The organism is Herbaspirillum sp. NPDC087042 (assembly GCF_044745245.1).
Lineage (GTDB): Bacteria > Pseudomonadota > Gammaproteobacteria > Burkholderiales > Burkholderiaceae_D > Herbaspirillum.
The window spans coordinates 163,947-176,206 of sequence record NZ_JBIUZW010000001.1; the positions used below are offsets into that span (position 1 = coordinate 163,947).

Annotated in this window: 8 protein-coding genes; 3 read left to right on the plus strand and 5 right to left on the minus strand. The window is 65.0% G+C overall.

The genetic code is table 11. The annotated features are described in order from the left end of the window. The first annotated feature begins 59 nt into the window (after positions 1 to 59). Complete coding sequence (locus tag ACIPHN_RS00755) at positions 60 to 1,001, plus strand: site-specific integrase (protein WP_400431327.1); 942 nt, start codon at positions 60 to 62, stop codon at positions 999 to 1,001. Here the strand turns inward: ACIPHN_RS00755 and fliD are convergent. From fliD to ACIPHN_RS00780, 5 genes are all read right to left on the minus strand, one after another. After that, positions 998 to 1,822 (minus strand): flagellar filament capping protein FliD, encoded by an 825-nt coding sequence (gene fliD / locus ACIPHN_RS00760; protein ID WP_400431328.1) that lies wholly within the window; start codon positions 1,820 to 1,822, stop codon positions 998 to 1,000. The two genes, ACIPHN_RS00755 and fliD, sit on opposite strands and share 4 nt — an antisense overlap. A gap of 37 nt (positions 1,823 to 1,859) precedes the next feature. Then, a complete protein-coding gene (locus tag ACIPHN_RS00765) occupies positions 1,860 to 2,978 on the minus strand; it encodes a VirK/YbjX family protein (protein WP_400431330.1) in 1,119 nt (372 codons plus the stop codon). 145 nt (positions 2,979 to 3,123) lie between these two features. Next, entirely contained in the window at positions 3,124 to 5,643 is a 2,520-nt protein-coding gene (locus ACIPHN_RS00770) for a TonB-dependent siderophore receptor (RefSeq protein ID WP_400431333.1), read from the minus strand. Between the two features lie 13 nt (positions 5,644 to 5,656). After that, on the minus strand, positions 5,657 to 6,607 hold the full coding sequence (locus tag ACIPHN_RS00775) for a DUF4880 domain-containing protein (protein WP_400431334.1): 951 nt from the start codon (positions 6,605 to 6,607) through the stop codon (positions 5,657 to 5,659). A 9-nt stretch (positions 6,608 to 6,616) separates the two neighbouring features. Continuing rightward, the gene (locus ACIPHN_RS00780) at positions 6,617 to 7,141 is read right to left on the minus strand and encodes a sigma-70 family RNA polymerase sigma factor (RefSeq protein ID WP_400431336.1); all 525 of its coding nucleotides are present in this window, start codon (positions 7,139 to 7,141) and stop codon (positions 6,617 to 6,619) included. 282 nt (positions 7,142 to 7,423) lie between these two features. Between ACIPHN_RS00780 and ACIPHN_RS00785 the strand changes: the two genes are divergently transcribed. Next, on the plus strand, positions 7,424 to 11,158 hold the full coding sequence (locus tag ACIPHN_RS00785; protein ID WP_400431339.1) for a DUF4132 domain-containing protein: 3,735 nt from the start codon (positions 7,424 to 7,426) through the stop codon (positions 11,156 to 11,158). Position 11,159: 1 nt separating this feature from the next. After that, positions 11,160 to 12,260 (plus strand): AAA family ATPase, encoded by a 1,101-nt coding sequence (locus tag ACIPHN_RS00790; RefSeq protein ID WP_400431342.1) that lies wholly within the window; start codon positions 11,160 to 11,162, stop codon positions 12,258 to 12,260.

Genomic DNA, 12,260 nt, shown 5'->3' on the forward strand with positions numbered 1-12,260 from the left:
CGGAATTCACCTCTCCAGCTGTAATGATTGGCCAGGGGACTGCAGAAACCGATCCGTCCATGAATCCGATAGACACCTATATCCACGCGGCCACCCGCGACAACACCCGGCGCAGTTATCGTGCAGCCGTCACGCATTTCGAAGTGGAGTGGGGCGGCTACCTGCCGGCGACGGCTGACAGCGTGGCCCGCTACCTGGCCGACCACGCGACCGTGCTGGCGCACAGTACCCTGCGGCAGCGCCTGTCGGGATTGGGGCAATGGCATGTGGAGCAAGGGTTTCCCGATCCGACCAAGGCGCCGATCGTGCGCAAGGTGCTGCGCGGTATCAGGGAATTGCATCCGGCACAGGAGAAGCAGGCCAAACCGCTGCAGCTCGATGCGCTGGCGCAGGCCATCCAGTGGCTTGAAGCGCAGCGGGAGCAGGCCCGTGTCCAGCAGCGCTATGCCGATCTGCTGCGCCATACGCGCGATCAATGCCTGTTGCTGATCGGGTTCTGGCGCGGTTTTCGCAGCGACGAGCTGATCCGCCTGGAGATCGGCCGCATCGAGGCGGTAGCCGGGGAGGGCATGACCATCCATCTGCCGCGCACCAAGACCGACCGCAGCCTCAAGGGCAGCACCTACCGGACGCCGGCGCTGTCGCGCCTTTGTCCGGTGGCGGCCTATCTGGACTGGCTGGCCGTCAGTGGCCTGTCCAGCGGGCCGGTGATCCGGGGTATCGATCGCTGGGGGCGCATCAGTCCCGATCCGGTGAGCCCAGGCAGTGTCATCCCGATGTTGCGGCGTATCCTGCAGCAGGCTGGCGTGGCCGATGCCCAGGCCTATAGTTCGCATTCGCTGCGCCGTGGATTTGCCTCATGGGCCAGCGCCAATGGCTGGGAGCTGCGCTCCCTGATGGAATATGTCGGGTGGAAAAACATGGCCTCGGCATCGCGCTATATCGATTCCGACGACCCCTACCACCGGCAACTGGTGGAGCGGCTGCTGCCGCGTCTCTAAGGCAGAGGGCGTCGTTGCTGGCCGGGCTGGTCTTGCGACGCCTGCATCTTCTCCAGCGTGATGTTGAGGCGGTTGAACTGGCTGATGTAGCTGTCGCGCAGGCAGGCTAGCCGCTCCTGGGTGGCGGCCTGCTGGTCGGAGACGCTCTTGAGGCTGATCTGCAGTGCGCGGGTCTTGCCAGCGAGGAGGCCGTTTTCGTGCAACAGCCGGCTCAACAGCGACAGCGCGCGCGGTACCAACCCGTCCTGGGCACAGAAGAATGCCGCCAGTCCTTGGGGATTATCATCGGCGGCCGCATTCAGACGAGTGGCGTCCACGGCCAGCGTGTCGTCCCTCCCGAAACAGATGCCAACGGTCGCCAGCGAGCAGTTGGCATGACCGCCGGCTGCGGCCAGCACGCTGTCGCGCAACTGCGCGATGAGGGTTGGCACCATGGCATCGCTGGCCAGCGGGTCCTGCCCATCCGCCTTGTCGCGCAGGGCCGACGGCGCGGGGCGGGACAACTCGGCCATGGTCTTGATCAGGGTGTTGAAGGCGTGGACGAAGCCACTCGCAACACGGGTCACGCTACCGGCATCGTTGCCGAGGGCGGTCTGGTACGTATCGAGCCAGGGGCTGTCCCATTCCTGCAATGCCATCTGGCAGGCGCCTAGCGCCAGGCGCAGCGCGCCATAGGCGGAGATCAGCGCATTGAGCGCTTCTGCCTTGCGGGCTAGCGGCGCCAGGCGCGACTTGCTTTCCACCTCGATCAGCTGGCTGACCAGGTTGCTCACGTCCAGCGGACCGTTTGTGCCGGGGCTGGAACCGGAAGATGTTGCCATCGGGCCTCCTTGCTACTTGCGACGTACGCCTTGCGACTCAGCGGCCTGCGCACGAGAACATGCGACCGACTTCCTGCGTAGCCTCGCGCGTGAGGGCCAGGCGCTGGCGAGCCTCGGCACGCTTGCGCGAGGGCAGCAGGTCGAGCCTGGCTTCCGGTTCGATGCAGGGCAGCTCGTAGTCACCATCGCTGCGCCGATCCGCGCCGATTTCCTGCCAGAAGGCGTCATAGTCCGCATGCACCCGCTGGCGTTTGCTACGGCGGTTGGCCACCCGGTTGCCGTTGCTGACCAGGACCACGCGGCCGCAGCCGACACCGGCGCCGATGGCGCGCACCAGCCGGATCATCAGCGCCTTGGGCCGCAGTCCGAACATGTCGCGTGTGGCGCGGCGGATCTGCTCCCGGCTGTCGGCGCAGCCTGGGCCCTGCAGGCAGCCGATGCGGATCACCCAGCTGCCCGGCTGGCGGCAGATGGTGAAGGCGGTCGAGAACAGGAGCCGGTCGCCGCGATACAGGTGCAGCGCCAGTTCGCCCTCATGCTCCAGGCTGGCGATGGCGGCCAGGCGCACTTCATAGAGGTCACCCGCCTTGCCGTTGAATTGTCCGACGGGGATGGGCTGGCGGGCTGCCTGCAGCACCAGCGGCGCCAGGCCACGGCGGATGACGAAGTCGTAGTGGGACATCAGGATGGCCATGCGCTCGGACCGGCGCAGTCGCAGGGACTGGTAGGGCCGGTAGATCTTGTGTAGCAGGCGGGGCGTGGCCAGCGCCAGCGCACTATGGGTGGTGCTATGGTTCCAGAAGGCCAGCCAGTGGCGGGTCTGCCGTGGATACAGCATGCTGCGCGTGCGCAGCTTGCATTGCCGCGCCAGCCACGACAGCAGCGCACGCGGCCGGTCGGGGGCGCTCTGCAGGGTCACGCGCCGGCTCTTGAACGTACGGTCGACGCCGGCCGGTAGCGCGCGCACGAACCAGCTGGTGCCAACCCGCAGCTGGCGATAGCAGCGGGCCAGACCCGGCCACGCCAGGTAGACGGCCAGCGCCAGCAGCACCAGGCTCAGGCAGGCCAGCAGGGGTTCCTGGGTCTCCAGCGGCAGCCAGTAGGGGGCGGCGGAACGGGGGACATGGAGAAAATGGGGGGCATGGACGATGGTCATGAGGGGGCTCCTTGCGCGATGAAGACAGAGAAATCAGTCTCTTTGTCTTGCTTGTGCAATGAGCGGCCCGAAATGACGGTCTGTTACAAATTATTTTTTCAGCGCCGCCGCAACAGGCCATGCCACGGGCGTGGATCTCGCAGGATCAGAACTCGACGATGTGGGTCAGGGTGATCGTGCGCGCCGGCTCCACGCCGATGGTGGTGGTGGCGAAGTCGCTGAAGAGGCGGCGGTCGAACAGGTTGCGGATGCCCAGGGTCGTGCGACTGTTGCCGGAGCGGTAGTAGAGGCTGGCGTCGGTGCGGGTCTGGCCGGGGATGCGCACCTGGGAATCGATGTCGTTGAAAGCCATGTAGCCGCTGCGCATGGTGAGGCCGAACCCGAAGCCCCAGCCGCGCCAGTCGTCGGACTGCAGGTCGTAGGTGCTCCACAGGCTGGCCCGGTGATGCGGGAACTGCGCCAGCCGGCTGTCTTCATCGTCGCTCGGGGCCGGGTGGAACAGGTTGTAGCTGTAGCTGGCGATGAGGTTCCAGCCGCGTGCCATGCGGCCCGACAGGCTCAGTTCCAGGCCCCGGCTGACGGCTGAGGGCAGCAGGATGTAGCGGTTGAAGGGCGAGCTGGTGTCGGGGAAGACGAACTGCAGCACATTGGTATGGCTGGCTCGGTACAGCGCCGCGGTGAAGATGGCGCGCTTGTCCAGCAACTCCAGCTTGACCCCGATTTCGGCCGACTTGCCGGTGGTCGCCGGTGCCGTGTTGACACCGGGCTTGCTGCCATTGAGGGTGGAGTCCAGCAACAGCTGGCCGGGCGTGAAGCTGCGGAAGGTGTTGGCATAGAGGGTCGCCGTATCGCTCAGGCGATAGGCAATGCCGAGGTTGTAGACCGGACGCGGACGTGGCGCGGAGGTATCATGGACCACCCCGTTCATGTCGATGTCGTAGGAAAAATTGTTGCGTTCCCGTTCATAGCCGATATTGGCCAGCACGTACCAGCGCCGCCAGCGGATCTGGTCCTGCAGGTAGACGTTGGTGGTATAGATGGCGTTGTTGTCGTCGACCAGGCTGGGCGTGCCGCTGATGGGTGGCAATACGGCCGGGGAGGGCGGCCACGGGACCTCGACGAGGTTCATGTTGTCGCTGTCGGTGAAGCTGCGTAGGCGGGTGCGGGAGAAACTGGCGCCGCCCATGACGGTATGGGTCCACTCGCCGATGCTGACGCTGCGCGAGAGATTGTTGTCGAAGCTGACGCTGTCGCTATTGAGCACGGACTGGTCGGCCACACACACGCCGGTGCCGGCGTCCAGGTCGATCGGCGTGCAATCGGTATAGCCGGCCGAGGTGTAGCGCAGGCGCGTGAAGCGGGTCTTGCTATTGAGGCGCCAGCCATCGCCCAGCTGTTGCTCCCAGGTGGCGAACAGCTCGGTCTTGGTGGCCAGGCTATGGTCGTCGGGCCGACCCCAGGGCGTGGTGCGCAAATCGGGGCCGGGGCCGTCGGCGTTGAGCATGGCGCTCTGGTAGCCACCGAACGGCGTATGCGCGACCTGGTGGCTCAAGCCTGCCACTACCGCGCTGCTACTGTCCTTGTAGCCGATGGACGAGGCCAGGTAGAACTCGCGTGCGCCGTCGTAGCCATCCAGGGTGCGCTGGTCGTGGATCGCCGAGACGATGGTGCGATACGTCCAGGCGCGGTCGGCTGACAGGCTTCCTCCCAGGTCAAGTGCGCTGCGGCGGCGCCCGCGATTGTCGATCTCCAGCGTCAGCTCCCGGATCTTGTCGGCCACCGGCTGCTTGGTGACGATGTTGACCGATCCTCCAGGCTCCATCGGACCGCCGACAATGATGGAATCGGCGCCGCCCAGCACCTCGACGCGTTCGATGGCGGCCGTGGGCACATCCAGTGAGGTAATTGCGCGCGAACCGGCGACCCGGCCATTGGTCACGTTGGACAACGAGACCAGGTCGGCCCAGCCATTGCGCATGATGGGCGCCACGAAACCGCGTACATACAGGGTGCCGGCCTGGTCGGCGCCGTCGCCACGCCCGTAAGCCACGGTACTGATGTTCTGCAGGCTGTCCACCACCGAGCGGGCTTGCTGGCTTTCGATGACGCTGCTGGTAATTTCCTGCAGCGACACCGGCAAGCCCGACAAGGGCGCGTCATTGCGGGTGGCAAGGCGGCTGTCCGTGGCCAGGAAGCCGCTGTCGAGATAGCCGTGGCTGGTGTCGCGCGGCGGGTTCTCGCTGGTACGCAGCAGCGGCGGCAGCGGCGGGTTGTAGCGTTCGGGGAGTGCGCTTTCCTGCGGCGCTGGCGCGGCAGGCCGGTCGACGCCGAAGGAGCCATCGGGATGCCGGACCAGCACCAGCGGACTATCGCCCAGCGCCAGCCGCAGCGCCTGTTCGAGCGTGAAACGCCCCTGTACCGGCGCGCTGCGCAGCGCCTGCGTCGCCACCGGGTCGAACAGCACGATGCCCCCGCCGATGCGCGCGATGCTGACGAGGCTGGTCTCCAGGCTGCCAGCCGCTACCTGGAAATCGAACAAGGCCGCCGGCGCCTGTGTTACTGCAGGTTCAGCGGCGACCACCTCGACCGGGACGGTAAGCACAGCCGCCATGATGGCGCTGGCCAGGCACGGCGCCAGCAGACAGGCGGGGCGTTGCGCTTGCATGGACAAGGGTAGATCAGCTGCGGGTACTGATGCTGACCCAGTACGGACTGAGTCGCGAGACCGAGATGGGCAGGGCGCTGGCCAGCGCCGACAGGGCGCGGTCGGTGTCATCCAGCGGGAAGGCACCGCTGATGCGCAATTGCGCCACGGCCGGATCGAGCCGCAGGAGGCCTTTACGATAGGGACGCAGCGCAGCCACGACGTCGGCCAGTGTGGTATCGGAGGCGGTGAAGTAGCCATCCACCCAGGCGCCTTCGCTGCCGTCGTTCGGACGAGGTGGGGCGACGGTGTCGGTATCGAACCAGGTGTGGCGCCCCGCGGCCAGTTCGCCGCGCGTGCCGTTGCGGGTATGGATCAAGGCGCTTGCCTGGGCGGCCACCACATCGGTGCGCATCGTCTGCAGGCTCATCGTGAGGATGCCGGCCGTCGCGCTTGCGCTGCCGTGGACGGTCTCGACAGAAAAGGGCAGTGCACCGCGCTGGGCCACCTGGACTTGCAGCTCACCCGCCAGCAGGCGCACCTGGCGCAGATCGGGCCGAATCAGATGATCGATGGCGCTGCGGGCATTGAGGATCAGTACGCTGCCATCGGCCAGCGTGGTGCGCTGGCGCTGGCCGGTGGCGGTGTGCAGGTCGGCGCTCAGGCTGCCCAGTGGCGTGACGCGATCCAGCAATACCCCCGCACTCACCGCCAGGCCGGCCAGTGCGGCAATCTGCTTGAGGGTTTTGCGGCGCTTGCTCTTCTGTTGCAGTGTGTTGCGCAGGATGCCCGGCGCGGCACCGACCTGGCGCGGCACATCGAACTGCTGTACCGATTGCGCCAGGTTGGCATAGGCCATGGCATGACGCGGATCGGCTGCCTGCCAGTGTTCGAAGCGGGCACGTTCGGACGTGCTCAGATCGCCTTGCTCAAGCAGCAACATCCACTCGATGGCCTGTTCGACGATCTTTTCTTCGCTGCTCATGGGCGGGGACTACTTCAGCGGCGCAAAGCCGGCCGCCTTGTAGCAATGCAGCAGGCCCTTGGCCACGTAGCGGCGGGCCACGCTGGGAGTGATGCGCAATTGCTGGCCGATATCCTGATAGGTCAGGCCATCGAGCTTGTAGAGCAGGAAGGCCGCGCATTCCCGGGAAGACAATCCGGCCAGCGCCTGGTCCATCGCCCGCAGGGCCTGCAGGAGCTGCAACTGGTCCTCGGGCGAAATGGCGTGATCGTCGGCACAGCGATGGGCCAGCGCTTGCAGGCAGGCCTCTTCAAGATCGCGGCGACGCCACAGTTCGTAGACGATGCGGCGCGAAATCGTTGTCAGCAAGGCGCGGGGTTCACGTACCTCCTGGGCGGGCGGCGCGCTGAGCAACTGTGTAAAGGTTTCCGACGCCACGTCGTCCGCCGCAAAGACATCGCCCACGCTACGCCGCAGGCGCGTGCGCAACCAGCCATGATGCTCGATGAACAGGGCTTCGATCCTGCTCATCGCACCGAGTCGGTCGGAGATCATCTGGGAACTCATCTGGGGGGCTTTATGAAATGCAAGTCGTTGATCTTGGCAGGAGCACAACAAGCCGCGGTGGCGTGATCTCCAGGCCATCTGCGATGCAATACAGGATGGCTGGCGAATTATAAGAGAAATTGCCTGGAGTCAAAACAGGAGAGCAGCCTGACAGGGCGGGTTGGCAGGAATTCGCCCTTGGGTGCATTCTCTGGCAAGCTTGAATTTCTGATCTCTTTGGTATTATTGCTGCTTGACAATAAATAACAATTCAACGGGGAAGGATGCGCTGTGCTTAAGTGGATCAGCAAGGCTTTGGGCGGAACAACTGACAACGTACGGGCCGAGGTGCCGGAGAAATGGCTTGCAGAGCTTGAAGCGATGCTCGCCCCAATCGAGAAATTGCCGGAAGCTGCGCTGCGCAAAGGATTGACTCGCGACATGCTGTCTTATGTGCTGGAGGGGGAGCCGCTGGCGGTCTTGCATGAACTGGGCCAGAGCAAGGTGGTGGCCGAGCGGCTCAAGCTGATCGGCTATCACCATTCCGACGAAAAAGCGGTGCCGCGCCTTTTCTATTCACTTTTCGACAGCGTGCCGGCGGACGTTGCCCTACGCTGGGCAAAACTGATTGAAGCTTGCGTGGCGCCGCATGCTGGCGGATTCGTACTGAGGCTGCCAGCAGACGTGCATTGGCCGGAGGTATTGCTCGTGCACAGTGCTGGCAGCAGCCTGACCAACTGGTCGAGCCAGCGTCCGGTCAGCGATGCCCTGTCGGCGTCGACCGTTGAGAAACTGCTGATCGAGGCGGGGATGTCCCCGGCAGCGTTGCTGGTCGCGTCATTTTCGGATCCGTCTTCCGTGGGATTCTGGACGAATCAGCGGCAACTACTGGTCAGTGACCTGAAAGGCTATGCCGGCTGGCTCGACCGCGAAGTCGACGCCATCCGGCCTTTGCTGAACGGCCCCGTTGCGCAGCGCCTGCACATTGTGTCCATGCTGGAAAAAGCCGAGCTATCGACCCTCCAGAGCCTGCTGCCCGAGCTGGTGGAGATGGTGGTGTCAGGCAGCAAGCAGGTCAGGTCGGCAACGGAAGTGCTGGTGCGCCGCGCCGGCAAGCCGGCATTCGCACCCTTGCTCGACATGGCCCGCGGCGGCAAGCCGGACCAGCGCCTGTACGCGCTGCGCCTGACGCACTCGATCGCGCGCGTGGAGCAGGATGCCGCCGCCCTGCAACTCGCACGGGATGCTGCGATGGCGGACAAAGCCGCATCGGTCAACGCCTTGCTCAGGGAGTGGGACGATGAGCAGGCACTCGGCGGCACCGCGGGCACGCAGCGCTTCGACTACGCGCTGCCTGTCATCACCTGGGCCGTGACGCTGACACCAGCGCTGTCCACCGCATTGGAAACCTTCTGGAAGACAGTCAGCGAATCGATTGTCAAAGCCAACAAACAGGCGGCCGAGCATCACGAGCGCATGCGGGCGTCGGGCCACAGCTTCCCGTTGCACCAGGCCAGGCCCTTCAGCCAAGATGACATGCGCCAGCTGCGGGCCTACCTGGAGTCGGACATCTCCGCGCCCCCCAAGCGCGACAACAACCGCATGTCCGCCATTCATCATGTCAGATCGACCTTGCAAACACTGGCGACAATAGACTGCATGACACCGGTCGCGTTATTGAAAATGCTGCTGTTCTTCGACCTGGCCGTCGACGCCGACCGTGGACTGCTGTCGCCTGCGTCGGCAGCTTTCAACGCGATGCACCGTGCTGGCGGGCGGCCCAGCCTGCTGGAGTTGTCGCTGATGCTGGAACAAGCCGGACATCCGGCAATCACCCCGCTCTACAGCTACTGTCACGTCTGGGGCGACCCGCTTGGCAGCGACTGGGATCGTGAGGCCGTATGGCCGTTCTTTGCGCACCAGCTGGATTCAGTGGTTCAACTGCTCACGGGAACGGGCTCGCCCACCGACTACTGGTTCAACCGTGACGGCCTGTTCCGCGGCATTGCCACGCTGCCTTCGCCGCCGGTCCAGGTCGTCAGTGCCTTGTTCGGGCTGGCGCTCGGTGCAGGCAAGACCGAACGGCCGGCTGCGCAGCGGGCGCTGGAGAATCATCCCGGCAAGGAAGCACGTATTGTGTCAGCGCTGGCCGATGGCAAGGCCGAGACGCGTGCCGTGGCCGCGCAATGGCTGGGCCGCCTGGCGCATGCACCCGCCGTGGAGGCACTGGAGCAGGCGTTGAAGAAGGAAAAGAACGACCTGGCCAAGGGGGCCATGCTGGATGCATTGGAGGCACTGGGTCAGCCGGTCGACAAGTATCTGGACCGCGTCGCGCTGCAGGCCGAGGCGACCAGGAGCCTGAGCAAGGGCGTGCCGAAGGAAATCGAATGGTTCCCGTGGGCCGCCTTGCCCGCGGTGCGCTGGGCCAACACGGGCGAGGCTGTCGACACCGAGCTGTTGCGCTGGCTGATGGTGCAGGCGGTCAAGCAGAAGCAGTCTGAACCCAACACCATGCTGCGCAAGGTCTGCGCGATGTTTGACCCGCGCGACCGCGAAACGCTGGGCCAGTTCATCCTGGAGGCGTGGCTGCACGAGGATGTGCGCCCGATCGCGCCGGAAGACGCCATGAGGCTGGCGCAAAGCGCAGCGCAGTCCATGCATCAGTATATGGCCAGCTACCCGCAGCACTTCCAGAATAACCCCGGACTGGGCCAGACAGTAGAACAGCTCACGGCAAGCTATCTGCCTAAATACCTGCGCCAACCGGCAGGCTCGGCCAGCGGCAGCAAGGGCTTGCTGGCCATTGCCGCCGTCTGCGCCCGTGGAATGGCCGCTGCGCCGGTCGCGCGCTACCTGAAGGAGTGGTACGGTTCGCGCGCCGCACAGGGCAAGGCACTGATCGCCATGCTGGCCTGGATCGAGCATCCTGGTGCGACGCAGCTGATGCTATCCATCGGCAGCCGTTTCCGCACCAAGAGTTTCCAGGAAGAAGCGACCCGGCAGGCGACTGCGCTGGCCGAGCGCAAGGGCTGGACGCTGGCCGAACTGGCCGACCGCACGATTCCCACCGCCGGTTTCGATGACAACGGTGAACTGGAACTGAGTTACGGCATGCGCAGTTTCACCGCGCACCTGCATGCGGACTTCAAGATCGACCTGAGCAACCAGGACGGCAAGAAGATCGCCGCGTTACCGGAGCCACGCCAGGACGATGACGCTGATCTCGCCAAGGACGCGAAGAAGGCGTTCAGCGCAGCCAAGAAGGAGATCAAGGGCATCGTCACCCAGCAGGGCGAGCGCCTCTACGAAGCGCTGTGTACCGAGCGCGAGTGGTCGTTCGAAGACTGGAGCCTGTACATGAACCGCCACCCGGTGGTGCGCCACCTGGTACAGCGGCTGGTGTGGGTCGAGGTCGGGGATGAGGGTGTGTTGCGCAGCTTCCGCCCGCTGGGCGATGGGACCCTGACCGATTTCGATGACGAAGAACTGAATATTGAGGCCAGCGCCCGCATCCGCATTGCCCACGATTCGCTGCTGGACGCCGAGCACATCGCGCGCTGGCAGCAACACCTCGCCGACTACGAGATCGCGCCGCTGTTCCAGCAGATGGGCAAGGGCATCTATACCCCGACGACTGAGGTCAGCAACAGCAATGGCATCAAGGATTTTGAAGGCCATCTGGTCGAGGCGTTTGCGCTGCGCGGCCGTTCGCTCAAGCTGGGCTATACGCGCGGGCCGACCGAGGACGCCGGCTGGTTCTACAGCTACGAGAAGCGCTTCCCGACCTTGGGTCTGCAGGCAGTGATCCAGTTCACCGGCAATCCGCTGCCGGAACAAAGCCGTACCGTGGCGCTGCTGAACCTGTCGTTTGCGTCCACGGCGGCCACCTCGACGTGGCAGCGCGCCAGCCTGCCCTTGAACAAGGTGCCCAGGATCTTGCTGTCGGAGTGCTACAACGACCTGCGGCTGATTGCGTCGGAGGGGACTGGTTTCGACCCGGAATGGCAAAAGAAGAGCGAGTACTGACATGAGCTTATCGAATGATGCAATCCTGCGCGCGCCCGCCGAGCAGGTGTACGCGGCAGAACTGGCGCGCTTGGCCGAGCGGGATGCCGGTCCGCGGCCCAGCGGTTGGAAACTGTCTCCGCGCGCGGTGCGTGGCTTCATCCTGGGCGACGACAAGCTTGGCATCAAGCGCAAGTTCTACGGTGACGATGCGCTGGTCGATCGCTGCATCGTCACCCTGATGAGCGACCGCGGCTTGTTGCTGGTGGGCGAGCCGGGGACGGCGAAATCGATGTTGTCCGAGTTGCTGTCGGCCGCTGTCTCGGGCGACTCTGCCTGCGTCATCCAGGGCACGGCCGGTACCACCGAAGACCAGATCAAGTACTCCTGGAACTACGCCCTGTTGCTGGCCGAAGGGCCGACGCCGCGCGCGCTGGTACGCGGCCCGGTCTACCAGGCCATGCAAAGTGGCAGCCTGTGCCGCTTCGAAGAAGTCACCCGCGTGCAGCCGGAGATCCAGGACAGCCTCATCAGCCTGTTGTCCGACAAGGTGCTGCACGTGCCCGAGCTGGATGGCGAGGCCGGCCTGGTGTTTGCCGCGCGTGGCTTCAATGTGCTGGCCACGGCCAACATCCGCGACCGTGGCGTGCACGAGATGTCCAGCGCGCTCAAACGTCGTTTCAACTTCGAGACCGTGCGCCCGATCAGCGACCGCAAGCTGGAAACCCAGCTGGTGCGAGAGCGCACCGAGGCGCTGCTCAAGCATGCCCAGGTGGAAGTCGAGATGCTGCCGGACGTGGTGGAACTGCTGGTCACTGCATTCCACGATCTGCGCGCCGGCGTCACCGGGGAAGGCGTGGTCGTGGAGAAGCCCACGGCCGTGATGTCTTCTGCCGAGGCGGTGTCGGTCGGCTTTGCGGCGTGTCTGGACGCACATTATTTCGGCGACGGCGTGGTCGGCGGGGAGCATATCGCCCGCCAGTTGATCGGCACCGTGCTCAAGGACAATCCCGAGGATGGCAAGAAGCTGCGGCATTACTTCGATGTTGTGGTCAAGCCGCGCGCCCAGCGCCAGCCGCAATGGCAGCGCGTGTTCGACGCGCGGCGCGAACTCGAACGCTGA